The organism is Actinoallomurus sp. NPDC052308 (assembly GCF_040679195.1).
In the GTDB taxonomy this organism is placed as follows: Bacteria; Actinomycetota; Actinomycetes; order Streptosporangiales; family Streptosporangiaceae; genus Actinoallomurus; species Actinoallomurus liliacearum.
Map to the genome: position 1 here is coordinate 229071 of NZ_JBFAUM010000004.1, position 26892 is coordinate 255962.

General features: G+C 72.2%; 27 protein-coding genes. 1 reads left to right on the forward strand and 26 read right to left on the reverse strand.

All coding sequences use genetic code 11. The features are described 5' to 3' along the window. Positions 1-12: 12 nt before the first annotated feature. The 15 genes from AB0L00_RS15665 to AB0L00_RS15735 form a co-directional block, all read right to left on the reverse strand. Positions 13-1380: an MFS transporter gene (locus AB0L00_RS15665; RefSeq protein ID WP_364433807.1), complete on the reverse strand. Its 1368-nt coding sequence runs from the start codon at positions 1378-1380 to the stop codon at positions 13-15. A gap of 48 nt (positions 1381-1428) precedes the next feature. Further along, complete coding sequence (locus AB0L00_RS15670) at positions 1429-2157, reverse strand: dienelactone hydrolase family protein (protein WP_364433810.1); 729 nt, start codon at positions 2155-2157, stop codon at positions 1429-1431. Beyond that, the gene (locus AB0L00_RS15675) at positions 2154-3767 is read right to left on the reverse strand and encodes a thiamine pyrophosphate-binding protein (protein WP_364433813.1); all 1614 of its coding nucleotides are present in this window, start codon (positions 3765-3767) and stop codon (positions 2154-2156) included. Before AB0L00_RS15675 ends, AB0L00_RS15670 begins: the two co-directional genes overlap by 4 nt. Next, positions 3760-4542 carry an SDR family oxidoreductase gene (locus AB0L00_RS15680; RefSeq protein WP_364433816.1) on the reverse strand — a complete coding sequence of 261 codons (783 nt, stop codon included), beginning with the start codon at positions 4540-4542 and terminating at the stop codon, positions 3760-3762. Before AB0L00_RS15680 ends, AB0L00_RS15675 begins: the two co-directional genes overlap by 8 nt. 23 nt (positions 4543-4565) lie before the next feature. Beyond that, complete coding sequence (locus tag AB0L00_RS15685) at positions 4566-5303, reverse strand: SDR family oxidoreductase (protein ID WP_364433819.1); 738 nt, start codon at positions 5301-5303, stop codon at positions 4566-4568. Next, complete coding sequence (locus tag AB0L00_RS15690) at positions 5300-6076, reverse strand: alpha/beta fold hydrolase (RefSeq protein ID WP_364433821.1); 777 nt, start codon at positions 6074-6076, stop codon at positions 5300-5302. Before AB0L00_RS15690 ends, AB0L00_RS15685 begins: the two co-directional genes overlap by 4 nt. Continuing rightward, positions 6073-6777 (reverse strand): aspartate dehydrogenase domain-containing protein, encoded by a 705-nt coding sequence (locus tag AB0L00_RS15695; protein ID WP_364433824.1) that lies wholly within the window; start codon positions 6775-6777, stop codon positions 6073-6075. Before AB0L00_RS15695 ends, AB0L00_RS15690 begins: the two co-directional genes overlap by 4 nt. After that, positions 6774-7703 (reverse strand): VOC family protein, encoded by a 930-nt coding sequence (locus tag AB0L00_RS15700; RefSeq protein ID WP_364433827.1) that lies wholly within the window; start codon positions 7701-7703, stop codon positions 6774-6776. The genes AB0L00_RS15695 and AB0L00_RS15700 overlap by 4 nt, the downstream gene beginning before the upstream one ends. After that, positions 7700-8761 carry a Rieske 2Fe-2S domain-containing protein gene (locus tag AB0L00_RS15705; RefSeq protein WP_364433829.1) on the reverse strand — a complete coding sequence of 354 codons (1062 nt, stop codon included), beginning with the start codon at positions 8759-8761 and terminating at the stop codon, positions 7700-7702. The genes AB0L00_RS15700 and AB0L00_RS15705 overlap by 4 nt, the downstream gene beginning before the upstream one ends. Continuing rightward, the gene (locus AB0L00_RS15710; protein ID WP_345346701.1) at positions 8758-8979 is read right to left on the reverse strand and encodes a recombinase-like helix-turn-helix domain-containing protein; all 222 of its coding nucleotides are present in this window, start codon (positions 8977-8979) and stop codon (positions 8758-8760) included. Before AB0L00_RS15710 ends, AB0L00_RS15705 begins: the two co-directional genes overlap by 4 nt. A gap of 121 nt (positions 8980-9100) precedes the next feature. Then, complete coding sequence (locus AB0L00_RS15715; RefSeq protein ID WP_364433833.1) at positions 9101-10030, reverse strand: PDR/VanB family oxidoreductase; 930 nt, start codon at positions 10028-10030, stop codon at positions 9101-9103. 1 nt (position 10031) lies between these two features. Further along, positions 10032-10553 carry a cupin domain-containing protein gene (locus tag AB0L00_RS15720; RefSeq protein ID WP_345346707.1) on the reverse strand — a complete coding sequence of 174 codons (522 nt, stop codon included), beginning with the start codon at positions 10551-10553 and terminating at the stop codon, positions 10032-10034. Between the two features lie 104 nt (positions 10554-10657). Then, complete coding sequence (locus tag AB0L00_RS15725) at positions 10658-13015, reverse strand: xanthine dehydrogenase family protein molybdopterin-binding subunit (RefSeq protein ID WP_364433836.1); 2358 nt, start codon at positions 13013-13015, stop codon at positions 10658-10660. Beyond that, positions 13012-13497 carry a (2Fe-2S)-binding protein gene (locus tag AB0L00_RS15730; protein ID WP_364433839.1) on the reverse strand — a complete coding sequence of 162 codons (486 nt, stop codon included), beginning with the start codon at positions 13495-13497 and terminating at the stop codon, positions 13012-13014. The genes AB0L00_RS15725 and AB0L00_RS15730 overlap by 4 nt, the downstream gene beginning before the upstream one ends. Then, the gene (locus AB0L00_RS15735; protein WP_364433842.1) at positions 13494-14315 is read right to left on the reverse strand and encodes an FAD binding domain-containing protein; all 822 of its coding nucleotides are present in this window, start codon (positions 14313-14315) and stop codon (positions 13494-13496) included. The genes AB0L00_RS15730 and AB0L00_RS15735 overlap by 4 nt, the downstream gene beginning before the upstream one ends. Before the next feature lie 242 nt (positions 14316-14557). Here AB0L00_RS15735 and AB0L00_RS15740 point away from each other — a divergent pair, with 242 nt between their 5' ends. After that, entirely contained in the window at positions 14558-15106 is a 549-nt protein-coding gene (locus AB0L00_RS15740) for a MarR family transcriptional regulator (RefSeq protein WP_345346719.1), read from the forward strand. Positions 15107-15124: 18 nt separating this feature from the next. Here the strand turns inward: AB0L00_RS15740 and AB0L00_RS15745 are convergent, their stop codons facing one another. The 11 genes from AB0L00_RS15745 to dop all read right to left on the reverse strand — a co-directional run bounded on the left by AB0L00_RS15745 (position 15125) and on the right by dop (position 26617). Then, positions 15125-16597 carry an aldehyde dehydrogenase gene (locus tag AB0L00_RS15745; protein WP_364433846.1) on the reverse strand — a complete coding sequence of 491 codons (1473 nt, stop codon included), beginning with the start codon at positions 16595-16597 and terminating at the stop codon, positions 15125-15127. A 56-nt stretch (positions 16598-16653) separates the two neighbouring features. Beyond that, positions 16654-17112, reverse strand: a complete 459-nt coding sequence (locus AB0L00_RS15750) for a DUF3291 domain-containing protein (RefSeq protein ID WP_364433849.1) — start codon at positions 17110-17112, stop codon at positions 16654-16656. Positions 17113-17145: 33 nt separating this feature from the next. Next, positions 17146-17913, reverse strand: a complete 768-nt coding sequence (locus tag AB0L00_RS15755; RefSeq protein WP_364433852.1) for a transcriptional regulator — start codon at positions 17911-17913, stop codon at positions 17146-17148. Positions 17914-17962: 49 nt separating this feature from the next. Beyond that, a complete protein-coding gene (locus tag AB0L00_RS15760) occupies positions 17963-18871 on the reverse strand; it encodes an FKBP-type peptidyl-prolyl cis-trans isomerase (RefSeq protein ID WP_364433855.1) in 909 nt (302 codons plus the stop codon). 25 nt (positions 18872-18896) lie between these two features. Continuing rightward, entirely contained in the window at positions 18897-20312 is a 1416-nt protein-coding gene (locus AB0L00_RS15765; protein ID WP_364433858.1) for an FKBP-type peptidyl-prolyl cis-trans isomerase, read from the reverse strand. 86 nt (positions 20313-20398) lie between these two features. Next, complete coding sequence (gene pafA, locus AB0L00_RS15770; RefSeq protein WP_252783541.1) at positions 20399-21757, reverse strand: Pup--protein ligase; 1359 nt, start codon at positions 21755-21757, stop codon at positions 20399-20401. 258 nt (positions 21758-22015) lie between these two features. After that, on the reverse strand, positions 22016-22780 hold the full coding sequence (gene prcA, locus AB0L00_RS15775; RefSeq protein WP_364434446.1) for a proteasome subunit alpha: 765 nt from the start codon (positions 22778-22780) through the stop codon (positions 22016-22018). A gap of 51 nt (positions 22781-22831) precedes the next feature. Beyond that, on the reverse strand, positions 22832-23635 hold the full coding sequence (prcB, locus tag AB0L00_RS15780; protein ID WP_364434449.1) for a proteasome subunit beta: 804 nt from the start codon (positions 23633-23635) through the stop codon (positions 22832-22834). 168 nt (positions 23636-23803) lie between these two features. Then, positions 23804-24652 carry an endonuclease VII domain-containing protein gene (locus tag AB0L00_RS15785; RefSeq protein ID WP_364433861.1) on the reverse strand — a complete coding sequence of 283 codons (849 nt, stop codon included), beginning with the start codon at positions 24650-24652 and terminating at the stop codon, positions 23804-23806. A 6-nt stretch (positions 24653-24658) separates the two neighbouring features. Beyond that, entirely contained in the window at positions 24659-24868 is a 210-nt protein-coding gene (locus AB0L00_RS15790; protein WP_252805181.1) for a ubiquitin-like protein Pup, read from the reverse strand. Between the two features lie 234 nt (positions 24869-25102). Continuing rightward, positions 25103-26617, reverse strand: a complete 1515-nt coding sequence (gene dop / locus AB0L00_RS15795) for a depupylase/deamidase Dop (RefSeq protein WP_364433864.1) — start codon at positions 26615-26617, stop codon at positions 25103-25105. Between the last annotated feature and the right edge of the window lie 275 nt (positions 26618-26892).

The window sequence follows — 26892 nt, forward strand, 5'->3', positions numbered from 1 at the left end:
GTACGCGGGTGGTCAGGAGTTGAGCTGCTCCAGTGTGCGGCCCTTCGTCTCCACGGCCGCGACGGCGACCAGGGCGCCCACGAGCGACGCCACTCCGAGCACGGCGAACATCGAGGCGATGCCCTCGCTTCCGTTGATGAGCGCTCCGACGACGATCGGGCCGACGATGACGCCCAGCCGGTTGGCCACGCCGCCGAGCGAGGCGCCCAGGGCGCGGTTCTGCGTCGGGTACAGCTCCGGCGTGTAGAGGTAGAGGCTGACGTTGGTAGCGTAGACGAACAGCGACGTGATCGACGCCCAGACCGCCACCTGACCGCCCGAGCCCGCGCCCGACGCGGCGAGGACGAGCAGCGCGACCCCGGCCCCGCCCAGCCCGATGGCCAGGATCGGTCGGCGTCCCAGCCGGTCGACGAGCAGCGCGACGATGAGGCACCCGAGCAGGCCGGCGACGTTGCTGACGACGTTGTAGGTCAGCGCCGTCTGCAGGTCCAGCTTGAAGACCTTCGTGTAGAGCGCGGGGAGCCAGGCGGTGATGCCGTAGTTGACGAAGTAGCCGAAGAACCACAGGAGCGCGACCACCACGGTGCGGCGCAGGTAGCGGCCGGTGAAGAGGTCGCCCAGCCCGCCCCGGGCCACGGGCCCGGCCTCGGCGGCCGGCTGCGGTGTGCTCAGCGGCTCGCCGGTGGAGCGGGTCACCTCCTCCTCGATCCGGGCGATGACCCGCCCGGCCTCCTCCAGACGGCCGCGGGCCGCCAGCCAGCGCGGCGACTCGGGGACGCCGCGCTGGAGCAGCGCCACCAGCAGGGCGGGAGCCGCGCCGATCAGGAACATCGCCCGCCAGCCCCAGTGCGGTACGACCCAGGCGGCGACCAGCGTGGCCACCGTCAGACCGGCGGGGAAGATCAGCTCGTACAGCAGCACGAACCGGCCGCGGTGACGGCTCTTGGCGATCTCGTTGATGTAGGTCGCCGCGACCGGGACCACGCCGCCGATCCCGAGGCCCTGGACGAACCGCAGCGCGGCGAAGTACGCGAAGCCGGGCGAGAACACCAGTGCCAGGCTGGCCAGCGCGGTGACGGCGACGCCGAGGGAGACGGTCCGCACCCGGCCGATCCGGTCGCCGAGCCAGCCCGCCGCGAGGGCGCCGGCGAGCATCCCGACCGAGCCGCTGGTGACGGCGAACGTCGCCTGGCCGGTGCTCAGATGCCACTGTTTGATCAGGACGGGCAGCGCGGAGGACACGAGCAACTGGTCGAACGCCTCGAAGAAGGTGACCGCGCCGATGAGGCTGCGGACCTTCAGATGCCAGCGGGAGTTCGGCAACCGCTCGAGCCGAGCGGCGATGGATGCGAGGGAGGGTCCGGCGGCCACGGTCGTCATGGGATTCCTTCCGTCCAGCGGGTTGCCGCGACCCTATGAGTCGATATCTTAGTGGTCAATAGATGAGGGCAAAGGTTTTGTATCGAGGAAGCACCCGATCCTACGCCGAGCCTCGGCGGCCGCGTCTGGATCATGTTCGGGGTGGCCGCCGCGGTAGAAGCCGTGCGCGGCCCCGGCGATCACCTCCACGGCGGCCGCCGGGCCGGGCAGCCGCGCCGCCATCTCCAGCAGGCCGGCGTCCACCCTGGCGTCCGCGCCGCCGACGACGCCCAGCCACGGCGTCCTCCGTTCGGCGACCAGGAGCTCGGTGGGAGGCACGCCCGGCCACGGCGACGATCCGACGCCCGACGGGCTCACCGCGACCGCCGCCGCGAGCTCGTGCCGGGCCGCCGCCCACGTCGCCAGGTGGGCGCCCATGCTGAACCCGACGACCAGCACCGGGCCCGTCGTACGGGCGCGCAGGTAGCTCAGCGCGGCGTCGATGTCGGCGGTCAGGTCGTCGGCGGTCAGCTCCGCCATGTGGCCTCGTGCGGCGCCCAGCTCGCCGGCGTCGAAGGCCGGGCCGCCCCGTTGGTAGTACAGGTAGGGGGAGACCGCCAGCCGGCCCGTGCGGGCCAGCGCGCGGCAGACCTCCTCGGCGTACTCCGTGACCCCGAAGACGTCGTGCAGCACCACCGCGCCGCCCCGGGGCTCACCGTCCGGTTCGCGTACGAAGAGAGGGGCGGCCATGGCCAGCACCCTCCGCCCGCGGTTGGCGGGCCCGTGCCCGTGGCTCACGGCACCTCCACCGGCGGCACGAACGGCACCGGCGTCGGGCCGATGGCCGTCACGTCGACCTCCACCACGTACGGCCCGCGCGCCGCGACCGCGCCGGCGAACACCTCGTCGAAGCGGTCCGCGGAGGCGACGAGGGAGTACGGCAGCGCGAGGGAGGCGGCCAGCGTACGGAAGTCCGGCGTGTAGAGGTCCACCCCCGAGCGGCGGCCGGAGCCGGCCTCCTGCATGTTGCGCAGCACGCCGTACCCGCCGTCGTTGAACACCACGAGCACCAGCCAGGGGGCCTCCTGGGCCAGCGTCGCCAGCTCCCCCAGGTGCACGGCGAGTCCGCCGTCACCGGCGATGACGAGCGTCGGGACGTCCTGGCGGGCCAGCGCGGCCCCGAGCCCCATCGCCAGCCCCTGTCCGATGCCCCCGCCGAGCGGGAAGACGTTGGTCGCCGGGTCGAGGATCGGCAGCAGCCGGTTGCCCCACTGACTCGACGGGATGGTGACATCCCGCGCGATGGGCGATCCGGCGGGCAGATGTCGCCGCATGGCGTCGCAGACCAGGGCGTACTCGCCGATGTCGGAGCGCAGCTTCGCGCGGACCGCCGCCCGCGTGGCGACGGCGCGCTCGCGCCACTCGTCCGCGACGGCCGGCTCGCCCAGGGCGGCCAGGAGCGCTGTCAGGGTGGGCGCGGCGTCGCCGCACAGCCCCGCGGTCGCCGGATACACCCGGCCGATCGCCGCCGGGTCGATGTCGATCTGCAGGTGCCGTACGGGCAGCGTGAGACGGTAGTGCCGGGTCTCGTTCGACCGGAAGTGCGTCCCCACGCTGATCAGCAGGTCCGCCTCCTCCAGGAGCGGCGCGGCCGCCGGGTTGACCGCGAAGTTGCCCACGACCAGCTCGTGGTCCTCCCCGATCACGCCGCGGCCCGCGTTGGAGGTCAGCACCGGCGCGCCGAGGCGTTCGGCCAGCTCCCGCACCTGCGCGCGGGCCTCCCGGGCGCCGCCGCCCGCCCAGATCACCGGCCTGCGCGCGCCGGCGACCAGCCGGGCCGCCTCGCCGACGCCGGGGACCGGGACCGGTTCCGGCGCCCGCGCGTCCGGTGCCGTGGGCGACTGCGCGGCGTACTGCAGGTCGATCGGCCACTCCACGCTGACCGGCCCGTACGGCTTGGCCAGCGCCCGCCGGGCGGCGTCGCGCAGCACGCCGGGCGCCGCCGCGGCCGACGGCACGGTGACGGCGAACTTCGAGACCGCCGTCAGCATGCCGAGCTGGTCCTTGGTCTCGTGGATCACGCCCCGGCCCTGGCCGAGATGGCCGCTGTCGATCTGCCCGGTCACGTGCAGGACGCGGCTGCCCGCGGTGAGCGCCTCGACCAGCGAGCCGGCCGCGTTGCCGGCGCCCGTTCCGGTGCTGGTCAGCGCGCAGCCGAGCCCGCCGCGTACGCGGGCGTGCGCGTCGGCCGCGTTGACGGCCGCCGCCTCGTGGCGGACCGCGACGAACCGCAGCTCGCGGTCCACGGCCTCGACCAGCGGGAGGTTGTGCACGCTGATGACACCGAAGACGGTGTCGACGCCGTGCTCGCGGAGCACCTGGACCAGCAGGTCCCCTCCATCAGACATATCTGGCAACTCCTCCACCGACGTCGAGCGTCGAGCCGGTGACATAGGACGCGTGCGGGGACAGCAACGCGATGATCGGGTAGGCGACCTCCTCGGCCCGGCCGAACCGGCCGAGCGCGATGCCCCGGTCGGCGGCGATGCCCGCGGACCACTCCGCGTAGCTCCGTCCGCCGGCGGCGGCCTCGTAGCGCCGCCGCCACTGACCGGTGTCGATCAGGCCGAGGGCGACCGAGTTCACCCGGATGGGGGCGAGGTCGGCCGACAGGGTCTTGGTGAGGTTCAGCAGCGCCGCGCGGGCGGCCGAGGTCGCGCCGAGCCGCGACTCGGGCTGGCGCGCGAGGATGGCGTTGACGTTGACGACGGCCGGGGCGTCGGACGCCCGCAGGTGCGGCGCGGCCGCGCGGACGGTGTTCAGCACGCTGAAGATCTTCAGCTCGAACTCCTCGCGCCACTGCGCCTCGGTCGTGTCCGCCACCGGCGCCATCAGCGACCGGCCCGCGTTGTTGACCACCCCGTCGAGGCGGCCGAACCGGGCGTGCGCCGCCGCGGTGAAGTCCGCGACCGCCGCGCCGTCCACCACGTCGCACGTGCCGGCGTGCACCTGTGCCCCGCCGGCGCGCGGGAGCCGGTCGAGCGCGTGGCGCAGCCGTTCCCCGTCGCGTGCGCAGGCCGCGACGGAGGCGCCCTCCCGCAGCAGTGCCGCCGCCGTGGCCAGCCCCACCCCGGAGCTGGCGCCGGTGACGAGGTAGACGCGGCCGCTCAGGCCGAGATCCATCGAAGTCGCCTCTCTCGGTCGAATCAGTGGAAGACGAATCCGCCGTCCACCACGAGCGTCTGCCCGGTGATGTACGACGCGGCGTCCGACAGCAGGAACAGGACGGCGCCGGTCAGGTCGTCCGGACGCTGCGGGCGGGTCAGCGCCCGGTTGATCCGGTACAGCTCGTGCCGCTCGGCCGGGATGAGGTCGGCCGCCTCCCCCTCGGTGAGGCCGGGCGCGACCGCGTTGACGGTGATGTCCTGCGGCCCGGCGTCGCGGGCCATCGCACGGGTCATCGCCATCACCGCGCCCTTGGAGGTCACGTAGTGCGCCAGCCGGGGCGAGCCGTAGATCGCGGCGTCGGAGGCGAGGTTGACGATCCGGCCGGGCCGCGACAGGTGCGGGAAGAGCGCACGGGACACCAGCCACGGGCCGCGGACGTTCACCGCCATCAGCCGGTCCCAGTCCGCCACGTCGATCTCGTGGAACGGCTTGCCGCCGACGCCGTCGGCGAGGGCCGCGTTGTTGACCAGGCCGTACGCGCCGCCGAGGTCACGGACGGCGTCGGCGAGGACGGCGACCGAGGCCGGGTCGGAGACGTCGGTGTCGACCCGGTGGACGGTGACGCCCGCGTCGGTCAGCTCGGCGTGCGCGGCGGCCGCCCGCCCGGGGTCGCGTTCGGCGACCACGATCCGGGCGCCGGCCTCGCCGACGGCCCGCGCGATCACCAGGCCGAGGCCGCGGCCCGCACCGGTGACGACGACCAGCCGATCCTTCATGTGAGGAACTCCAGGAGGAGACGGTTGAACGCCTCGGGGCGTTCGACGTTGGACAGGTGCCCGGCGCCCGCGATCACCTCGAGCCGGGCTCCGGGCACGGCCGCCGCGATGGCCTCGCTCTCCGCCACCCCGGTGACGACGTCACGGTCGCCGGCGACGACCAGCGCGGGGACGGAGATCCGACCGAGCACCCCGTTGTGATCGGTCTCGGCCATCGAGGCGGCCGCGTAGGCGTAACCGGGCAGCCGTATCGACCGCGCCATCGCGGTCGCCACCCGGTCCACCAGCTCTTCGGGCGCGTCGGCGGACAGCAGCTTCGGCGCGCGGGCGCGCGCGAACGCCTCCGGCCCGATCGCGGCCAGTTCGCCGGCGCGCCGGCGCATCGCCGCCGCCTTCTCCTCCGTACGGCCCGAACCCCGGGTCGAGTCGGCGAGGACGAGGGTCCGCACCAGCCCGGGGTGGTCGAGCGCGAGGCGGGTGGCGATGACGCCGCCCCAGGAGACGCCGACGACGTGCGCCGGCGCGGCACCCCGCTCGCGCAGCAGCGCGGCGGCGGCCGCGGCGTAACCCGCCATGCCGGGGGCGTCCGCCGGCTCGGCGGACCGCGCGTAGCCCGGGGCGTCCCAGGCGAGCACCCGGTGCCGGGCCGCCAGCGCGGCGAACTGACCGGCGAAGGAGTCGGCGCTGCCGCCGATCCCGTGCAGCAGCAGGACCGGGTCGCCCGACCCGCCGTGCTCGGTGACGTGCACCCCGCCGCCCGTACGGACCGTCATCGGGCCAGGTCCCGGAGTGTGGCCAGCACAGCGTGCGGGACGATCTGGCTGCTGGCCGGGTTCGCCGCCGAGGGCCGGTTGCGGATCTCGAAGCGGTACTCCCCGGCCGGCCCCGACGCGGTGATGACATGGGAGGTGAGCGTGGCGGCCGGGTCGGCGACGACGACCGCCTCGACGACGTCGAAGGAGCCGACGGCGAGTGCGACCGCCGCCGCGACGTTCGTGGACTTGGGGAAGGCCGCCGCGATCTGCCGGGCCGGGCCCCGCATGACCTCCACCGGCCCGGTGGCGTCCCGCACGCCGAGGGTGGCGGGCTTCTTGGTGGTGACGATCCGCACCCGCTCCAGCGGCGCCATCGCCGCCGCCGCGCGCAGGAGGTCCAGGCCGCCGACCGCGCCGGAGGTCAGGAACAGCCGGCCCGGCCCGCCGCGCAGCCGCTCGTGCAGCGCGTCGTCGGTCAGGGCGCCGATCGAGACGACCAGCAGGTCGCGGCCTGCCGCGATGACGCGCGGGCCGTGCGCGGCGAGCGCCGCCTGCCCGGCGCACTCGACGACCAGGTCCGCCACGGCGAGCGCGTCCTCCAGCGGGTCGCCGAGGTCGACGACGGCGGCCAGCCGCGCGCCCGGCACCTCGCCGCGTTCGAGCGCGCCGATGACGACGCCGCCGATGGCGCCCCTGCCGATGACGGCGACGCTCCTCACTTCTCCCACCACCGTCCGGTGTCCGGGATGCCCGCCATGCGCGACCGGACGTCCTTCGAGGGCGGACCGGCGGTCCCCCACAGGTCGGACAGCTCGGGCACCCGCCGCCACACGCGGCACAGCCAGGCGTCCTCGTCGACCTGCTCGACCTCGGAGGTGTACTCGCAGACGAGCCCGGCGGGGTCGGTGAAGTAGGAGAAGGTGTTGTTGCCGGGACCGTGCCGGCCCGGCCCCCACTTGGGCGTGACGCCGTGGTGCCGCAGCCGGCCGATGCCGCGCATGAAGTGGTCGACCGACGGCATCTCGTACGCGACGTGGTTGAGCGACGTCCACGGGGCCTGGTTGAACGCGATGACGTGGTGGTCGCTGTTGCACCGCAGGAAGACCATCTGGTGCTCCGACCAGTCCGACACGCGCATGCCCAGGACGTCCGTGTAGAACGCGCACGCCGCGTCGATGTCGGTGGTGTTCAGCACGACGTGGGCGAGCTTGCGCGGCAGCGCCTCGATACCGTTCACGTCCCGGGGCGTCACCGCCTCGACCTGGGTGGACAGCTCCACCAGGCGGCCCTCGGGGTCGGCGAACCGCAGGCCGTACCCGCCGCCGGCCTGGTCCAGGAGGCCGGGCTCGGTGACCAGCGGGATGCCGCGGGCCGCGAGGCGGAAGGCCGCCTCGTCGACCTCACGGGGGGTGCCCACGGCGAACGCGATCTTGCCGAGGGCGTTCCGCTCGGCCTCGCGGACCTCGAGGATGTGGTGCTCGGGGCCGCTGCCGCGCAGCCAGGCGACGCCGTCGTCGCCCTCGATCCGTGACAGCCCCCACACGTGCTGGTAGAACTCCGCCGCCGCGCTCGCGTCCGGGGTGCGCAGGGCGACGCTGCGCAGGGTGCGCAGGCGGGCGATCGGCTCCTGCGGCCTCTCGGTCACGCCCGCACCTCCGCGCCCTGCTTGACGCGCTCCTCGCGCGCGGCGAGCTGGCGCTGCGCCTCGGCGCGGATCGCGCGGCGCAGCCGTACGAGCGCCAGGTCGTGCTGGTAGAGGGTCTCCCGCGACCAGGCGTCGAGCGGCATCGCCTCCTCCATGTGCCGGTCCTGTTCGAGCACCGCCCAGTGCCGGGCCTCGAGCCGTGTCTTGTACAGGAACCGCCAGGTGTCCCGCTCCCAGCCGGTCACCTTCCGGCAGCGCCAGAAGAAGGCCGCGTGCTGGGTCTCGTTGATCGGGGTGGCGGTGCAGACGATGGTGAAGGGCCCGCCGGGACCGGCGGTCGCGGGATAGGGGATCTCCAGGCGCACCCACGGCGTGCCGCCGGCGATCCACTCCGACCAGTCGAAGTTCACGCCGGCCTGGTCGGTCTTCTCGAACACGAACCCGGTGTCGGTGTCCCGGATCTGGAACAGCGCCTCGCGCCTGCCGCCGCTCATCGTGTGGGACTTGCGGTGCAGGAACGCCCCGTGCATGGGGTCCATCAGGTTGTCGAGGGAGTAGATCCACGGCGCGTCCCACTCGACGTAGGCCAGGAAGTGGTCCCACTCCGGGGACGTGAGCTGCTCGGGCACCTCGAACGGCAGCGGCTCGGCGTCCTCGGGGTCGCCGAACCAGGCGAAGACCGCCCCGCCGTGCTCCCGCGCGGGGAAGGTGCGCAGGGCCTTCCGCCCCTCCAGGGCGCAGCCGGGCACTCCGGGAACGGACACCACGACGCCCTCGGCGTCGACCTGCACGCCGTGGTAGTTGCAGGCGACCCGGTCGCCCATGTGGACGCCCTGCGTGAGGCGCGCGCCGCGGTGCGGACAGCGGTCCTCCTGGACGTGGACGGCGCCGGCGGCGTCGCGCCAGAGCATCAGCTCCTCACCGACGCGGTCGAGCCGGACCAGCCCGCCGGCCGGTACCTGGTCCGACCGGCACAGGGCGTACCACTGGTTGCGCAGGCCGAGCCGGATCAGCCCGTCGACGGTGTCGAGGGCGGCGTTGGCCGGGTGTCTCGTCATTCTGGCGCTCCAAGTCGGGCGATCTCGGCGGTGAAGGATTCCTCGGTCCAGTCGGCGCCGCCGGCCGGGCGCACGCCGGTCTCGTTGAGGGCGGCGACCAGTCCGGGCAGGTCGTGCACGCCCCGGCCGAAGATGGCCTCGAGCTCATCGGCCAGCGCGTGCTCGTAGCTGGTCGGCTCGCGATGCCGGGACTGGACCGGCTGCAGTGTCAGGGTCATGACGCTCCCTTCGGGGATTGCGGCGGGCCGGACGTCCGCCCGGCGAAGGCGGGCCGGGCGGTGGCCGGGTTCAGTGCGGGCCGGACGACGGCCGGGTCCAGGACGAGCCGGACCGTCGCCGTCACAGGTCCAGGACGAGTTCCGGGCCTCGGGAGCGGGAGACGCACAGCATCATCGAGCCGCCCGCCGCCCGTTCCGCGTCGGTGAGCAGGAAGTCACGGTGGTCCGGTTCGCCGGAGAGCACCCGTGTCTCGCAGGTGCCGCAGATGCCCTCCTCGCACGAGGACGGCAGGTCCATTCCGACGGTGCGCAGCGTCGCGAGGATGGAGACGCCGGGTTCGACGGTGAGGCTGCGCCCGGACCGGCCGCACGTCACCGTGAACGCCGTGTCGCCACCCGTCTTCGGTGGCTCGGGCGCGCGGAACCGCTCGACGCGCAACCGCGTGGGATCGGCCATGGCCGCCTCGACCGCCTGGATGAGCGGTTCGGGGCCGCAGCAGTAGACCAGGGCGTCGGCGGGCGTCCCGGCGAGTACGGCGGCGAGGTCCGGCGGGCCGCCGGCCTCGTCGTCGGCGTGGATGACGACGTCGCCGAGGGCGCTCAGCTCGTCGGTGAACGCCATCCGGGCACGGGTGCCGCCGCAGTGGAAGAGCCGCCAGCGCGCTCCCCGGGCCGCGAGCGTCTCCGCCATCGCCTTGATCGGGGTGATGCCGATCCCGCCCGCGACGAGCAGGTACGCCGGGGCGTCCTCGAGCGCGAAGTGGTTCTCCGGCCCGGCCACCTCGATGAGGTCGCCGACCCGCAGCCTCTCGTGCACGCAGGCGCTCCCGCCGCGCGAGCCCTTCTCCCGCTGCACCGCCACCGCGTAGCGGCGGCGGTCGCCCGGGTCGCCGCACAGGGAGTACTCCCTGGTCAGACCGTTCGGCAGGCGCAGGGACAGGTGGGCGCCCGGCTCCCAGGCCGCCAGCTCGGCGCCGCCGGGGTCGGTGAACTCGAGCCGCACGACGCCCTCGGCCAGCCAGGTCACCTGGGTCAGGCGGAGCTCGCGCATGTCAGTCCCGCGTGATGCCGTGCATCGGGGAGGTCGCCGGGTAGGTGGGGACCTGGGGCTTGCGCGTGCCGATGATCACGCAGAAGAGCGCGTCGGTGTCGCCGATGTTGCGCAGGCTGCGGGGCACTCCGGCCGGCACCCGGATCAGGTCCCGGTAGCCGAGCACGCGGCTCGCGGTCTTCGTGCCGTCCTCGACGTCGTGGACGGTGACCTCGAGGGTGCCCTCGAGGACGAAGAAGGCCTCCTCCGCGTCGTGGTGGGTGTGCTCGGGGCCGACGGCGCCGGCCGGGAGCCGCATGTTGGAGAAGGTGAAGCCGCCCGACGGGATGATGCGGCTGTCGGTCTCGTGGTTCCCCGTGGCGCCGGAGCCGACGTAGCGGATCTGCGCGCGCCGGAACTCGTCACCGGCCTTGGCCTGGAAGCCGAGGGTGTCCCAGTCCTCGTACCGGCTGTCCCGGCTGGCGATGCAGGAGTCGATCAGGGCTTCCAGGTCGGTCGCGCCGGTGGTCGGTGTGTCGCTCACTGCCCTCTACCTCCGTTGTCGTGGGGAAAAAACCTTAGCGCAAAGATATCACTCAATGAGCATCTGAGCACTAAGTAATTTTGGGGAGCCGGCCGCCGCCCGGTCTAGCGGGCCCGGAGCGCGTCGAACACCCGCTCCGGTGACAGCGGCAGCGCGCTGATCCGCGCCCCCGTCGCGTCGTGCACCGCGTTCGCGATGGCCGCGGCCACCGGGACCATGGCCCCCTCGCCGGCGCCCTTCGCGCCGAACGGCCCGGGGCCGTGCCCCTGCTCCTGGGTGATCGAGACGAACCGCTCCGGCAGGTCCTCCGCCATCGGCACCCGGTAGTCCAGCGCCTCGCCGTTCAGCAGGACGCCGCCGTCGAAACGCATCTCCTCGAAGAGCGCCTGGCCGAGGCCCATCACCGCCGCGCCCTCGTCCTGGCCGCGGCAGATCAGCGTGTTGACGGCCTTGCCGACGTCCCCGCTGGCCACCAGTTGCAGCACGGTGACCTTGCCGGTGTCCGGATCGACCTCGACCTCCGCGCCGGCCCAGCCGATCTCCCAGAACACGCACGGCGCGTCCAGCGGCGCCTCAGGCGAGTTGGGCGCCTTGAAGAACCCCGAGCCGGAGAACTCGAAGCCCGTACCGCCGAAGACGGCCATGATGAGGCCGGGCAGCGGCGTGACCTCGTCCCCACGCCGCACCGCCCAGTCCCGCAGGGTGAGGTCGGCCGGCGCGCAGCCGAGCCGCCCCGCCGCGAACTCCAGCACCTGCGCGCGGACCGCCTCGGCGGCGCGCAGCACCGCCTGCCCCATCACGGTCATCCCCGAGGACGCGTTGGTGCCCTGGTCGAAGGGGGTGACGTCGGTGTTGATCGGGGCGTAGACCACCCGCCGGAGCGGGACGCCCAGCACCTCCGCGACGACCTGGCACAGCGCGGTGGACGCGCCCTGGCCGATCTCCACCGTCCCGCAGTTGACGTACACGTCGCCGGCCGTGGAGACCTTCACGCGGGCCTGCGCCGGCTTGTTCACGCCGCCGCCGTCCTTGAACCCGATGGCCAGGCCCATCCCGCGGTTCGGCGTGCGCGCACGCGCGTGGTACCCCAGCGCGTCGGCGACGACGTCCAGGCCCTCGGCCAGGTCGCTGTCGATGCCGCTCTCCCCCGGCACGAACGGCTCGCCGAGCTCCTTCAGGTTCTTCATCCGCAGGTCGTAGGGGTCCATGCCGAGGCGGCGGGCGATCATGTCGACCTGGCTCTCGCTCGCCCAGGTCGACTGCGTCGCGCCGAAGCCGCGGAACGGGCCGGTGGGCGTCGTGGTGGTCATCACGCACTCGCAGGAGGACTCGACGCGCTTCCAGCGGTACGGCCCGGGCATCCGGTAGGCCGCCTTCTCCGCGACCAGCGGGCTGCCGTCGGAGTAGGCGCCCGCCTCCAGCAGCACCGTGCTGTCCCGCGCGACGAACGTGCCGTCGGCCAGCACCCCGGTCCGCACCGTCAGCACGGCCGAGTGCTGGCTGAGCGTGAGGAAGCCCTCCTCGGTCGTGAGGCAGTACCGCACCGGGCGCCCGGCCATGCGGGACAGGAGGATGGCGATCGGCTCGGTCTTGCAGTTGTGCTTCGCGCCGAACCCGCCCCCGACGTACGGCACGTGCACCCGGATCCGGTTCTCCTCGACCCGCAGGACCCGGGCCAGCTCCTTGCGCAGCGGGAACGGGTTCTGGGTCGAGGTCCAGATCTCGATCTGCTCGCCGCGCACGTCGGCGACGGTGACGAACGGCTCCAGGTGGAAGTGGTTCATCCGGGAGAAGACGAACGTGTCCTCGAAGACGTGGTCGCACTCGGCCCAGGCGTCCTCCGGGCCGGTCTCGTACCGGAACTCGTAGCAGACGTTACGGCGCGGCCGCAGGCGCCCCGAGGCGCCCGTGCCGTACGGCGGGACGACTCCGGGCGGCGCCTCCTCGAACAGCTCCGGCGCGTCGGCGGCGAGCGCGGCGTCGATGTCCGGGACCGCGGGCAGCGGCTCGTACACCACGTCGATCAGCTCGAGGGCGCGCAGCGCGACCCTCTCGTCCACGGCGGCGACCGCCGCCACCACGTCACCGACGTAGCGGACCCGGTCGATGGCGACGACCGGCTGGTCCTTGACGAAGTACCCGTAGGTCGGGGACAGGCCGCCGAGGTCGTCGCGGGTGAGCACGGCGTGCACACCGTTCAGTGCCCGCGCCCGCGTCGCGTCCACGGACACCACCCGGGCGTGCGCGTGCGGGCTCCGCAGCACCTTGGCGTGCAGCATGCCCGGCAGCCGGACGTCGGCGCTGTAGCGCGCGCCGCCGGTCACCTTCGGGGCGGCGTCACCGCGGCGCGCCGCGGTGCCGACGACGGCGTGCCCGTCACCCTGCGCCGTCCCGGCGCCGACGGCGGCATGCCCCGCGCTCTGGCCCGTCCCGGCGCCGACGGCGGCGTGTCCCTCGCTCATCCGCGCTCCTCACGGGCCAGCTCGGCCGCGCGGCGCACCGAGTCGATGATCATCTGGTATCCGGTGCAGCGGCAGACGTTGGAGGAGATCCACGACCGGATCAGCTCGTCGTCGGGCTCCGGATGCTCCCGGAGCAGGGCGGTCGTCAGCATCACCATGCCCGGCGTGCAGTAACCGCACTGGAATCCGCCGCACTCGGCGAAGGCCCGTTGCACGGGACCGAGATCGTCCGCGCTGCCCTGGCCCTCGATCGTCTCCACCGACGCGCCGTCCAGGCTGAAGGCGAAGACGCCGCAGGACGCGACGGGCGCGCCGTCGATCAGGGTCGTGCACGCGCCGCAGACCCCGCGCTCGCACGACGCCTTCACGCCGAGCCGGCCGCAGCGGTCGCGCAACAGGTCGAGCAGGACCGTGTTCGGCGCGATCCGCTCGGACCGCCGTTCCCCGTCCAGGTCGAACTCGATGGTGATCGGCTCGCTCATCCGACGTGCTCCTCTCCGGCGGTGAACCGTGCCAGCAGCCGGCCGAGCAGGACGCCGGCCGCGTGCCGCCGGTACCGCGCGCTTCCGGCCGCGTCGCCGATCTCCTCCGGCAGCAGCGCGGCGATGTCGGCCGGCGCGGTGCCGACCGGCGCCTCGACGGCGTACGGACGGGTGTACTCCGAGCCCACGCTCATCCGGACGGTGTCCCCGCGCACGGCGGCGGCCACCGTCAGCAGCGGCCGCAGTGAACGCTCGTAGCCGAACCACGTACCGGGCACCTCGGGGATCCGGATGGTGTGCAGCAGCGCTCCGTGCGGCTCGCGCCGGGCCCACAGGTCGGCCGGGGCGAGCGCGCGCCCGCCGTCCGGCGCGGCGAAGAGGAGCTCCGCGCCCAGGGCGTCGAGCATGATCGACATCTCGTATCGGGTGCGCCGGGCCATGAGATTGCCGCCGATGGTGGCCCGGAGCCGGATGCGGTGGTTGGCGATGCGTCGCCAGCCGGCCGCGAGGCCGGGCAGCGCGGTGCGCACCGCGGAGTCGCCCGAGCCGGTGTGGTGCCCGACCGCCGCGCCGATCGCCAGCGTCGTGCCGTCCCAGTCGATGCGGGCAAGCTCCTCGAGGTCCGCCAGCCAGACGAGGGAGGAGCAGTCCAGCCCCTCGCGGAACCGGGCGAACAGGTCGGTGCAGCCCTGGGCGTAGACGGCGCCGTCGGCGGAGCCGGCCAGGACCGCCTCGGCGATCGTGCGCGGCCGATGCAGTCGAAAATCCGGGATCGTGCGCTGTGTGGGCGCCACGAGCCCGGCGGGGAGCACGCGCATCCCTTCGCCTCCTGACCGTTCATCCGGGCGCCCGCGTCGAGCCGATCGCGCACACCCCGAAGATCCTTAGCGCTAAGCAAACTATCGCTAAGGTTTTTAGCATCGCGGCGCGCCCCGCACAAGGTTCCGCACTTCCCCCGCTCCGCCTCCCGGTACGTTTGGCACTGGCTTTCACACCCCTCAGAGGCCCCACCGGAAGGAGGAGGGAGAGGACGGCCCGCGCCCCTCTCCCCGACCGACGTATGACGAGCAGATCATCAGGGCGGCCGGACGCGGTCGACCTGATCTTGGAGCAGTGGGAGCGCGAGCTGCCCTCCATCGACGCCACCCCCATGGAGGTCCTCGGGCGGCTGCACCGCAGCTTCATCCGCTACCAGGGCCTGCTCGGCGACCTGTTCGACCGCTACGGCCTGAACATGGCGGCCTTCGATGTGCTCGCGGCCCTGCGCCGCTCCGGCGCGCCGTACCGCAAGACGGCCGGGGAGCTCGCCGAGATCGCGCTGGTCACCACCGGCGGCATCACCCTGCGGCTCGACCGGCTCGAGAAGGCCGGCCTGGTCATCCGGGAGCGCGACCCGGACGACCGGCGAGTGGTCTACGCCCGGCTGACGGACAAGGGACTCGAAGCGATCAACACGGTGGCCGCCGCCCACTTCGCCAACGAGAAGCGGATGCTGGCCGGGCTCACCGACACCGAACAGCGCCAGCTCGGCCGGCTGCTCCGGAAGCTGGAGCGCTCCCTGGAACTGGCCGAGCAGACACCGCCCGAGACCGGCCCGGACCAGACCTAGGGGTGTCCGGGCCCCGCCTCAAACGCCCGCCCAGGGCAGCGGTTCGGCGGTCAGCCCCCAGTAGAGGCTCTTCTGGCGCGTGTAGGAGCGGATGCCGTCCCGGCCCTTCTCCGTCCCGATCCCGCTCGCCTTTATCCCGCTGAACGGCGTGGAGATGCTGAACTGCTTGTAGGTGTTGATCCAGACCGTGCCGGCCTCGATCCGCCGGGCCACCCGCCACGCCCTCCGGTGGTCGCCGGTCCAGATGCCGCAGGCGAGCCCGTACACCGTGTCGTTGGCCTGCGCGACCAGGTCGTCCTCGCCGGTGAACGGCAGCGCCACGAGCACCGGCCCGAAGATCTCCTCCTGGCACGTGGCCGAGTCGTTGGGCAGACCGTCGAGGACGGTCGGCAGGTAGTAGGCCCCGCGGTCGAACTCGGGCCCGTCCGGCGCGCGGCCGCCGCACCGCACCCGGGCCCCCTCCTGCCGGGCGCGGTCGACCATCGCCGCGACCTTGTCTCGGTGCGCGTGCGTCACCAGCGGGGCCACCTGGGTCGCCGGGTCCGCGCCCGGCCCGACGCGCAGCCTTTCGGTGTGCCGGACGAGCCGCTCCAGCACGTCGGCGTACACGTCGGCGTGAATGAAGACGCGGGACCCCGCGATGCAGCTCTGACCCGACGAGGAGAAGATCCCGAAGAGCACTCCGGCCACCGTCTGGTCGAGGTCGGCGTCGGGGAAGACGATCGTCGGTGACTTCCCGCCGAGTTCCAGCGAGACGGGCATGATCTTCTCGGCCGCGACCGCGCCGATGGTCCGGCCGGTGACGGTGCCGCCGGTGAAGGTCACCTTCCCCACGCCGGGATGGCGGACGATGGCGTCGCCGGTCGTACGCCCCGGGCCGGGCAGCACCGACAGCAGCCCGGGCGGCAGCCCGGCGTCCGCGACCAGGCGGCCGAGGGCCAGGGAGACGAGCGGAGTCCACTCGGCGGGCTTCAGCACGACCGCGTTCCCGGCGGCCAGCGCCGGCGCGATCTTCTGCGCGTCGCTGGCGATCGGGGAGTTCCACGGGGTGATCGCGCCGACGACGCCGATCGGCTCGTGCAGGCTCATGGTGAGGTACGGCCCGCGCGGCGGGGTCAGCGACTCCTCCATGGTCTCCAGCGCCGCGGCGAAGTAGCGGAACGTCCCGGCCGCGCTGGCCACCAGCGCGCGGGTCTCGTTGATCGACTTTCCGGTGTCCGCGGTCTGCAACCGCGCCAGGTCGTCGGCCCGCTCGGCGATAAGATCGGCGATCCGGACGAGGTACCGCGCCCGCTCGTGCGGCAGCAGGTCGCGCCATCCCGGGTCGGCCGCCGCCCGCGCGCCCTCGGCGACCGCGCGCTCGACGTCCTCAAGGTTCGCGCCGTGCACACGGGCGATGACCTCTCCGGTGGCGGGATCGCGGGTCGCGATCACCTCGCCGCCGCCCTTCCGCCAGTGGCCCCCGACGAGGATCTCATCTGCGACGTCCAACACCGGATCCGCTCCCACCACTCGGCGACAAGGCGGATATATCTTAGCGCTAAGTTTTATACCGCGACACCGGCCGGGTCGTACGACTCCCGGAACGTGAACGCCTCGGGTCCCGGCCCGTGCCGGCGCACCCGGTCCAGGCGCTCCCGCGCCTCCTCCACCGACGGGATCGACCCCGCCGGCACCCACCACATCACCATGTACGGCTCGGCCATGCGCAGGAACCATTCGCGGCGCCGGCGCAGCACGTCGAGGTGGGCCGACCGGTAGACGAAGTCCCACAGCGCCGCACGCGACTCCCAGACCGAGAAATTGATGATCACATCGTCGCCGTAGGGACGGATGGTGGTCGCGTCGTCGCCTTCTCCGTCGGTCAACCGCCAGACGAAGCCCGGCGCGGAGTCGGCCAGGACGTTGACCGGTTCGAACAGGGCGAGGAACTCGGCCATGGACGGCGCGTCGAGGGGTTCGCGGAGGCGGCCGACGTTGAACTGCGCGAGGTGATGATCCGTCATGACGGTCAGCAGATCATCACCCGGCGCTCTACGTCAACTATCATTATTTTTAGAAGCGAGCACGACGCAGCACTCCCCCGGCCGCGGATCCATGCGCGCCACCATCCCGGTCGGTTCCAGACCCTCGAGCAGCCCCTCCAGCAGCGCCAGGTTCATCCCGCAGACCAGCGGCGGGAACTCCACCGCCAACGCGTGGAACGGGCAGTTGCGCAGCCGCACCTCGCCGCCCTCGCGATACGGCTCGTACCCCCTGGCCCGCAGCGCGGCCGCGACCCGCTCACCCGCCGCGACGTCGTCCTCGGGCGGGCGTACGGTCGCATCCGCCGGCGGCTCCACGGTCGGGACCTCGGGCGGGCGAACGCTCCCGCCTCCGGACGAGCGTGTGCCCGGGTCGCCGGACGGTCCGGCGACGGCCGCGCCGGCGGATCGGCCGCGGCTCCGCGCCAGCCGCTCCAGGATCTCCTCGCCGCCGGCCTCCTCGACCGCCGCGGCGAGGAGTTCCGCCACGGCGCGGTAGTCCCTCGGAGGCACGCTCACCACGCGTTCCGTCACCGAACGCCGGTACAGCTTCGCGGGGCGGCCCGCGCCGGGACCCGTTCGCCCGGCGGGCCGCCGGAAGACCGCCTCGAGGAGGCCCGCCTCGGTCAGGCGGTCGAGATGGAAGGCGGCCAGAGTGCGCTGGATCCCGGCCGCGTCCGCGGCCTCCGCCCGGCCCACCTCGTGATCCTGCGCGGCCACGTACTCGTAGAGCCTCCGGCGTACCGGATCCTGCAGGGCCGCGATGGCATCGACGTCGTCCACGTCCCGAGTCTAGGGACGGCGCCCGGCCGCGGTGCCCCGTGGCCGGGGCTCAGTAGGCGGCGAGGACGTCGATGACGAACGCCAGCGTGTCGTCCTTCTTGATGCCCGAGGCGGCGTGCCCCTTCGCCCCGTACCCGTCCTTCGACGGGATCACGACGAGCACCCGGCTGCCGACCCGCTGCCCGACCACGGCCTTGTCCCAGCCCTTGATCATCTGACCGGCTCCGGCCACCGCCGAGTCGGGGCGTCCCCGGGCGCGCGTGGACTCGAAGACCTTGCCCGTCCGCCAGATCTGCCCCAGGTCGTGGAAGACGACCAGCTGGTGCGCCTGGACCTGTGGCCCACCGCCCTCGATGATCGTCTTTACCCGCAGTTGTCTCGGCGGCGCCGTCGAGGGGATCTTCATCGTCGGCGTCGACCCGGCGGTGACCTGCGGGAGCGCACCGTCGGTCTGCGGCAGCGACCGGCCCTGCGCGCTCGCGCCGTTGTGGTACGTCGCGATCACGTCGAGCACGAACACCATGGAGTCGGCGGCGCCGATCTGCCACGGCGCGTACCCGCTCGACCCGTACCCCTGACTCGGCGGGATCACGGCCAGCACCCGGCCGCCCGGCCGCTGCCCCTCGAGGGCCTTGTTCAGGCCCGTGACCAGGCGACCGTAGGGGAAGAGGGCGGGCCGCCCGGCCTCATAGCTGCTGGCGACCAGTTTGTGGTCGCCGCCGTTCCAGCGGTACCCGACGTAGTTGGCGACCACCAGGTCGCCGTCGGTGACCGCCGAGCCCTTCCCCTTCCGCAGCGTGTCGACCTTCAGCTTCCCCGACGGGGCGGACGCCGGAATCGTCACCGTGGGCTGACGGCCCACGCCCCCGGCGACCTTCAGACCCTCGGGCAGGCCGCCCCCGCTGCACGCCGTGGCGGCGACGAGGGGAAGCACGGCCAGCGCGGCGACACGCCGCATGCGCGAACCTCCGAACACCGGACGATCAGTACGAACCGAGGACGTCGACGACGAACACCAGGGTGTCGGTGCCCTTGATGCCGCCCTGCGGCGAGCCCTTCGAGCCGTACCCCTCCTTCGGCGGCACCACGAGGAGCACCCGGCTGCCGGCCTTCTGACCGACCAGGCCGGTGTCCCAACCCGGGATGACCTGCCCGACGCCGATCGGGAACGACGCGGGCGCGCCGCGCTGCCACGACGAGTCGAAGACCTTGCCGTCCCGCCACAGCACCCCGTGGTACTGCGCGATCAGCGTCTGCCCCTTCTGCACCACCGGGCCGTTGCCCTGGATCAGGGTCTTGACCTGCAACGTGCCGGGAGCGTCCGCGGACGGGATCTTGACGGTCGGAGCGGCGCCCGCGCCACCGGTCACCGCCGGCAGCTTCGGATCGTCGAGCTTCTGCGGTGTGCCCTGCGCCGAAGAGGTCTTGCCGAAGCTGTTCAGCACGTCGACCGTCACGACGAAGTCGTCGGTCTTGGCCAGCTGCAGCGACTGGGCGATCTGGTCACCGACCGCCTGGTACGGCAGCGTCATCACCAGCCGCGTCCCCGCCTTACGCCCGGTGATCGCCTTGTCCAGCGCGGTCAGCCCGGTCAGCTGACCGGCCTGACCCACGATCGGCTGCTTCTTGCTGTAGGTGTTCAAGAGTTCCTTGCCGCCGCCCTTGGCGCCCCACTTGTAGGCGACCACCTGCGCGACGACGAGGTCGCCGTTGGCCACGGCCTTGCCGGAGCCGGACACGACCTCCTTCATCTGCTGCTTGACGGGCGGCTTGTCCTTGGGCACCTTCACCGACGGTGCCTTGCCGAACGCGCCCGACACCTTGACCGCCGGCGCCGGGCGGGTCTCGTACCAGACCGCCGCCCCGGCCACCAGTCCCACCAGGACCACGGTCGCCGTCGTGTACAGGATCCTGCGGCGCTTCGCCTGGGCCCGCGTGCCCGACCGGGGGGCGCCGCGACCCTTGGCGCCCAGCGCGTGCGGCGTGAACTCGGTCCGGGTGATCTCCTTGGCCGCCGGCATCTTCAGCTTGATCGGATCCGGATGGGCGAACCGGCTCTTCGGCTCGTCGTCGACCTCGGTGTCCTCGGCGTCCGCCGGCTCCGCCGCACCAGCGGCCTCGCCGACCGTCTCCTTCGCGCCCTCGTCCTCGGCCTCGGCCCGCTTCGAGGCGTCGTCGTCGGCGGCCTCGGCGTCGTCCTCGTCCGCGGCCGCCGTCGCGTCCTCCTCCTCGGACCGCTCGGCCGCTTCGCCGCCGGCCGCCTCGGCGTCCTCCGTCTCGGGCCGCTCGGCGGCTCCGGGCTCGCCGCTCGCCGTGGCGTCCGCCGCGGAGGCGTCCCGCCCCTCGGCGTCCTGCGGCTCGTCCGTCCGCGTCTGCTCGCGGCCTTTGACTTCAGACATCTTCTCCACCGTTCCGCGGTTCGACGACTATCGCGACAAGGCCCCCACCCTGTCAGCGGGCATCTAAAGGTAGCGTGAGAACGCCGCTACATTCCCGCGATCAGCTTGTCGACGCGATCATCGACCGAACGGAACGGGTCCTTGCACAGGACCGTCCGCTGCGCCTGGTCGTTCAGCTTCAGGTGCACCCAGTCGACCGTGAAATCGCGCCGCTTCTCCTGCGCCTTGCGGATGAACTCCCCGCGCAGCCGCGCCCGCGTCGTCTGCGGCGGCACCGACTTGGCCTGGAAGATGTCCAGGTCCCTGGCCACCCGCTCGACGGCGCCCTTGCGCTCCAGCAGGTAGTACAGGCCCCGGCCCCGATGCACGTCGTGGTACGCGAGGTCGAGCTGGGCCACCCGCGGCGAGCTCAGCGGCAGATCGTACTTGTGCCGATACCGCTCGATCAGCTGGTACTTCGTCACCCAGTCGATCTCACGGGCCACCAGGTCCAGATCGCCCGTCTCCACGGCGCGCACGGTCCGCTCCCACAGGTCGAGCACGCGCAGCACCACCGGGTCCGCGCCCCGCCGGTCGATGAACTCCCGCGCCTTGTCGAGATACTCCTTCTGGATCTCCAGCGAGCTGGCCTCCCGGCCGTTGGCCAGGCGCACCTTGCGCCGGCCGGTCATGTCGTGGCTGACCTCCCGGATCGCCCGGATGGGGTTCTCCAGCGTCAGGTCGCGCATCACGACCCCCGCCTCGACCATGCGCAGCACCAGGTCGGTCGCGCCGACCTTGAGCAGCATCGTCGTCTCGCTCATGTTCGAGTCGCCGACGATGACGTGCAGCCGGCGGAAGCGCTCGGCGTCCGCGTGCGGCTCGTCCCGGGTGTTGATGATGGGCCGCGAACGCGTCGTCGCCGACGACACGCCCTCCCAGATGTGCTCGGCGCGCTGGCTCACGCAGTACACCGCGCCGCGCGGCGTCTGCAGCACCTTTCCGGCACCGCAGATGATCTGACGCGTCACGAGGAACGGGATCAGCACGTCGGCCAGGCGGCCGAACTCACCGTGCCGCCCGACGAGGTAGTTCTCGTGACACCCGTAGGAGTTACCGGCCGAATCGGTGTTGTTCTTGAACAGGTAGATGTCACCCGCGATGCCCTCCTCACGGAGGCGCCGCTCGGCGTCGACGAGCAGACCCTCCAGGATCCGCTCCCCCGCCTTGTCGTGCACGACCAGCTCGTCGACGCTGTCGCACTCGGGCGTCGCGTACTCAGGATGACTGCCGACATCGAGGTACAGCCGTGCCCCGTTGCGCAGGAACACGTTGCTGCTACGGCCCCACGAGACGACCCTGCGGAAGAGGTACCGGGCCACCTCGTCGGGTGACAACCGTCGCTGCCCGCGAAAGGTGCACGTTACGCCGTACTCGTTCTCCAACCCGAAGATGCGCCTATCCACATCCGCAAGGCTATGCGTCCGAAGGCCGCCGTTGGTAGAGATCAGGTTGCGGTATGCGACGACCCGCCTCGCGATCGGCCGTCCGACGGCCGCACGACGGCACCGTACGGCGGGCCGGCGTCCGGTCGGCACGCCGGCGGCCACGGCGAATCGACGACCGGTTCGGCAGACGACGGCACCGGCCTTTACGTTGTAGATCACAAACAGCGGCGCCCGTCCGCCGCGCCCCTTCCCAGGCGCGGCGGACGGGCGCGGACGTCACTCCGCGGTCGCGTCACCCGGCTCGGCGCCGGACTCGGCACCCGACTCGGCACCCGACTCGGCCTGCGCGCTCCCGGCACCGGCCTCCTCCAGCAGCACCCGGATCCGGGCCGGCGGCAGCCGCCGGAACAACCGGTGCGTCCGGTTCCGGTCCAGCACCGCGACCTCCAACTGCTCGGCCTCCAGATGCCGGTCGCCGTCCTGCCGCTCCAGCGCCCGTACGCCCAGCCGCAGCGCCCGGGCCAGCGACAGCCCCTCCTCGTAGTGCTCCTGCAGCCCCGCCGCGACCTGGTCGGCCTGACCGCCCATCGCGACGTAACCGTGCTCGTCGGCGACCGACCCGTCGAAGGTCAGCCGGTAGATCTGGTCCGAGGTGGCGTCCTCGCCCAGCTCCGCGACGACGAGCTCCACCTCGTACGGCTTGTTCATCTCGGTGAACACCGTGCCCAGCGTCGTCGCGTAGGCATTCGCCAGACCCCGCGCGGTGACGTCCCGGCGGTCGTACATGTACCCGTTGACGTCGGCGTAGCGCACGCCCGCCTGACGGAGGTTCTCGAACTCGTTGTACTTGCCGACCGCGGCGAACGCCATCCGGTCGTAGATCTCGCTGATCTTGTGCAGCGCGCGGGACGGATTGTCCGCCACGAACAGGATGCCGTCGTCGTACTGCAGCACGACGACGCTGCGGCCGCGCGCGATGCCCTTACGCGCGTAGTCGGCCTTGTCCTTCATCTGCTGTTCGGGCGACACGTAGAACGGCATGGACACCGGTGGCGTTCCTTACTACTCGTTCACTACTCGAGATCGCGGACGTTACAGCAGCGGAGCCGACGGCCCGCCGGGCGAACGCATCCGCCCCTCGACGACCCGCTCCGTCAGACCCCCGACCTCCTCGTCCGGCAACCGCCGGTACCCGTCGGCCGTCACCACGGCGATCACCGGGAAGATCCGGCGGGTCAGGTCCGGTCCACCCGTCGCCGAGTCGTCGTCCGCCGCGTCGTACAGCGCCTGGATCGAGGCGACGACCGCGTCCTCCTCCGCCAGCTCCGGCCGGAACAGCTTCTTCAGCGCGCCCTTGGCGAACACCGACCCCGAGCCGATGCTGTGGAAGTCGTGCTCCTCGTAACGCCCGCCGGCCGGGTCGTAGCTGAAGATCCGCCCCTTGTCCTGATCCTCGTCATAGCCGGCGAACAGCGGCACGACGACCAAGCCCTGCAGGGCCATGCCCAGATTGCCGCGGACCATCGTGGCGAGCCGGTTGGCCTTACCCTCCAGCGAGAGCGTGCGGCCCTCCATCTTCTCGTAGTGCTCCAGCTCCACCTGGAACAGGCGCACCACCTCAAGGCCGATGCCCGCGGTGCCCGCGATCGCGACGGCGGAGTACTCGTCGGCGCGGTAGACCTTCTCGATGTCCCGCTGGGCGATCACGTTGCCCGCGGTGGCCCGCCGGTCGCCCGCCATCACCACGCCGCCCGGGAACGTGATCGTGACGATCGTCGTGCCGTGCGGGATCTGGTCCCCGGCCGACACCCCGGCCGGCAGCTCACGCGACCCCGGCAGCAGCCCCGGCGAGTACGACGACAGGAACTCGGTGAACGACGGGGGGCCCTGGCTCATGAACGCGCCCGGCAGACGCCCCGGCGCGGAACCTTGCGACGTCACACGACTCCTTCCAAAGGCAGCGGATGCGATGCGCCTCCGCAACTCAGACCCTACTGTCACTGTGACGTCAGGCGCATACCGCGTGATCCCTGCCCCCGTCCGCCCAGGGCGAACCCGACCGCGTCAGTCAGCGGCCGTCAAGGCCCACTCCGGCGGCCCCAACGGCTCCCGCGGCAACGCGCCCCGATCTGGAAACCCGGGGTCGCTCAGGTCGAGCCCGGGGAACCGCTCCTGCGACGGTTCCGGACCCACCACGAACACATCCGTCTCCCAGGGATCCTTCGGCACGTCGCCGACGCGGGCGCCGAGCACCGCGAAATCCCGGTCCGGCCAGTCGTCCCTGGGGAATGGTTGAGATCGCCGAACCTCCGCAACCTCGAGCGTTCCGTCGGCTCCAGGCCGCAGGCCGAGCAGTCCTCCCGTGAGGTACTCGATCGCTCGCCTCAGCACCCACGGGTCGTCTTTGAACTGCCCCAGGGCAACGTTGCAGTTGAAGCAGAGGACCCCACGGCGTTCACCTGTGACGTGGTCATGGTCGACATGCTCTGCCGCCGCCTTCATACAGATGAGACAGCGACCGCCTTGCTCAGCGATCAGGCGCTGCACGCTTTCGGGCGTCAGGCGATGCGTCTTCCTGAGATAGTCACGAGCGCTCCGCGCGTTTTTACACTCCCGGCAATAGGAGTTGTAGCCATCACGGCTGCGCTTGTTACGCCCCCACTCATTCAAAGGCCTGACCCTTTTGCAGCCGGGACACCACTTGTGACCCTCGGGTGCTTCCACCCGCTCCCGGACCGCCTTACCCTGCCGCTCTCGTCGCTTGCGGTACGCCTCCTTCTCCCGCCGCGAGACGCAGTCTCGACAGTAAAAGCCGAGACCATCAGGCCGCTTGACGTTCCGCCGGAACTCTGACGCAGGCTTTTCTAACCCGCAGTCCGGGCAGAGCTTGGATGCGGAGGCAAATCCGGACATATCCTATTATTCTCCGCCCTTCTGGACGTAGCTACGAACGAACTCTTCTGCGTTCTCTTCTAGTACTTCGTCGATTTCGTCCAGGATTGCGTCGACGTCGTCGGTGAGCTTCTCCTGGCGCTCCTGGACGTCCTCGCTGGGCGCGGCCTGGGTCTCGTCGACCTCTTCCTCGCGCCGGGTCGTCTGCCGCTGACCGCCGGTGTCCCTGGTTGCCATGAGTGATCCTCCCGTTCGTGCCGAGACCTTGACTCTATCGCCGGCCACCGACGCGGAGTGGATCACTGGGCGTGCGCCACGCCGATCGGCGGTTGGTCTCCTGACGCCGTTATCGCCAGTGACCATCGCCGCGAAACGGTCATACCCGTCACAACTGTGCAGCGATCACAGTCGCACCCCCCTGATCGTCCGCCCGTACGCCGGCCGAGGAGGGCGTACGGACGGATGTGCGGGTCACTCGCCGGTGAGGGCCGCCACGAGGTCGGAGGCGGTGCGGCAGCGGTCCAGGAGGCTCCCGACGTGCGCCTTGGTGCCGCGCAGCGGCTCCAAGGTCGGCACCCGCTGCAGCGACTCCCGGCCCGGCACGTCGAAGATCACCGAGTCCCAGGACGCCGCCGCCACGGAGTCGGCGTACTGCCGCAGGCACCGGCCGCGGAAGTAGGCACGGGTGTCCTCCGGCGGATCCTCGATCGCCGAGTCGACCTCGGCGTCGCTGACGATCCGCTCCATCCGCCCGCGGGCGGCGAGCCGGTTGTACAGGCCGCGGTCGGGGCGGACGTCGGAGTACTGCAGGTCGACGAGCTGCAGCCGCGGGTGGGACCAGTCGAGGCCGTCGCGGGTTCGGTAGCCCTCGAGCAGCTCGAGCTTGGCGACCCAGTCGAGCTCGCGGGACAGCTGCATCGGGTCCTCGCCGAGCCGCTGCAGGACCGACTCCCAGCGGTCGAGGACCTCGACGGTCAGGTCGTCGGCGTCGCCGCCGAAGCGGTCCTCGACGTACTTGCGGGACTGCTCGAGGTACTCCATCTGGAGCTGGACCGCGGTCATCTTCCGGCCGTCGCGCAGCGTGAGCAGGTGCTTGCAGCTCGGGTCGTGGGAGATCGCCCGCAGGGTCGCGACGGGCATGTCGACCGACAGGTCGACGGTGAGGAAGCCGTCCTCGATCATGGCGAGGACCAGCGCGGTGGTGCCGAGCTTGAGGTAGGTCGAGACCTCGCTCATGTTCGCGTCGCCGATGATGACGTGCAGCCGGCGGTACTTCTCCGGGTCGGCGTGCGGCTCGTCGCGGGTGTTGATGATGGGGCGCTTGAGGGTGGTCTCGAGACCGACCTCGACTTCGAAGAAGTCGGCCCGCTGGCTGATCTGGAAGCCGTCGCCGCGGCCGTCCACGCCGATGCCGACGCGGCCGGCGCCGCAGACCACCTGCCGGGTGACGAAGAACGGCGTGAGGTGCCGGACGATGTCGGAGAACGGGGTCTCCCGGCGCATGAGGTAGTTCTCATGGCAGCCGTAGGAGGCGCCCTTGTTGTCGGTGTTGTTCTTGTACAGCTGGATCGGGTGGGTGCCCGGGACCCTGGCGGCGCGGGCGGCTGCGTCGGCCATGACGCGCTCTCCGGCCTTGTCCCAGATCACGGCGTCCCGGGGGTTGGTGCACTCGGGCGTGGAGTACTCCGGGTGGGCGTGGTCGACGTAGAGCCGGGCCCCGTTGGTGAGGATGACGTTGGCCAGCCCGAGATCCTCGTCGGTCAGCTGGGTGGGGTCGGCGACCTCTCGGGCCAGGTCGAAGCCGCGGGCGTCGCGCAGCGGGTTCTCCTCTTCGAAGTCCCACCGTGCCCGCCTGGCCTTCGCCGCCGACGCCGCGAGGTACGCGTTGACGACCTGCGAGGAGGTCACCATCGCGTTGGCCCCTGGCTGACCGGGCACGGATATGCCGTACTCGGTCTCGATCCCCATCACCCGCCGCACGCTCATAGGTCTGAGCCTAATGCGCGATGGGCGTGGTCCTGTGCGGCGCGGCGGGATCGTGATGCGAAACCGGGCGTGGGCGGAGAGGCCGGATCCGGCCGCGAACGGCCTCAGCGGCCGTCAGGGCAAGGGCCGGTGCAGGGCGGACCAAGACCCGGGTCAACCCGTGGTCATGGCGTGGTGAGCTCGTACGGCCACCCTGGGACGCGGCAGAGCGCGGCGGGACGTGGGCGGAAAGATCCCGGAACGCCGCGTGGCGGCCGGAATCGGATTCCGGCCGC

Coding starts and splice junctions, on each gene's coding strand:
- prcB (WP_364434449.1), bottom strand. CDS start 23,635: ATGAGCCAGGGCCCCCCGTCGTTCACCGAGTTCCTGTCGTCGTACTCG.
- AB0L00_RS15785 (WP_364433861.1), bottom strand. CDS start 24,652: ATGTCCGGATTTGCCTCCGCATCCAAGCTCTGCCCGGACTGCGGGTTA.
- AB0L00_RS15735 (WP_364433842.1), bottom strand. CDS start 14,315: ATGCGCGTGCTCCCCGCCGGGCTCGTGGCGCCCACACAGCGCACGATC.
- prcA (WP_364434446.1), bottom strand. CDS start 22,780: ATGCCGTTCTACGTGTCGCCCGAACAGCAGATGAAGGACAAGGCCGAC.
- AB0L00_RS15685 (WP_364433819.1), bottom strand. CDS start 5,303: ATGAAGGATCGGCTGGTCGTCGTCACCGGTGCGGGCCGCGGCCTCGGC.
- AB0L00_RS15750 (WP_364433849.1), bottom strand. CDS start 17,112: ATGACGGATCATCACCTCGCGCAGTTCAACGTCGGCCGCCTCCGCGAA.
- AB0L00_RS15740 (WP_345346719.1), top strand. CDS start 14,558: ATGACGAGCAGATCATCAGGGCGGCCGGACGCGGTCGACCTGATCTTG.
- AB0L00_RS15705 (WP_364433829.1), bottom strand. CDS start 8,761: ATGACGAGACACCCGGCCAACGCCGCCCTCGACACCGTCGACGGGCTG.
- AB0L00_RS15790 (WP_252805181.1), bottom strand. CDS start 24,868: ATGGCAACCAGGGACACCGGCGGTCAGCGGCAGACGACCCGGCGCGAG.
- AB0L00_RS15675 (WP_364433813.1), bottom strand. CDS start 3,767: ATGTCTGATGGAGGGGACCTGCTGGTCCAGGTGCTCCGCGAGCACGGC.
- AB0L00_RS15690 (WP_364433821.1), bottom strand. CDS start 6,076: ATGACGGTCCGTACGGGCGGCGGGGTGCACGTCACCGAGCACGGCGGG.
- AB0L00_RS15760 (WP_364433855.1), bottom strand. CDS start 18,871: ATGCGGCGTGTCGCCGCGCTGGCCGTGCTTCCCCTCGTCGCCGCCACG.
- dop (WP_364433864.1), bottom strand. CDS start 26,617: ATGAGCGTGCGGCGGGTGATGGGGATCGAGACCGAGTACGGCATATCC.
- AB0L00_RS15710 (WP_345346701.1), bottom strand. CDS start 8,979: ATGACCCTGACACTGCAGCCGGTCCAGTCCCGGCATCGCGAGCCGACC.
- AB0L00_RS15725 (WP_364433836.1), bottom strand. CDS start 13,015: ATGAGCGAGGGACACGCCGCCGTCGGCGCCGGGACGGGCCAGAGCGCG.
- AB0L00_RS15765 (WP_364433858.1), bottom strand. CDS start 20,312: ATGTCTGAAGTCAAAGGCCGCGAGCAGACGCGGACGGACGAGCCGCAG.
- AB0L00_RS15730 (WP_364433839.1), bottom strand. CDS start 13,497: ATGAGCGAGCCGATCACCATCGAGTTCGACCTGGACGGGGAACGGCGG.
- AB0L00_RS15680 (WP_364433816.1), bottom strand. CDS start 4,542: ATGGATCTCGGCCTGAGCGGCCGCGTCTACCTCGTCACCGGCGCCAGC.
- AB0L00_RS15665 (WP_364433807.1), bottom strand. CDS start 1,380: ATGACGACCGTGGCCGCCGGACCCTCCCTCGCATCCATCGCCGCTCGG.
- AB0L00_RS15715 (WP_364433833.1), bottom strand. CDS start 10,030: ATGCGCGAGCTCCGCCTGACCCAGGTGACCTGGCTGGCCGAGGGCGTC.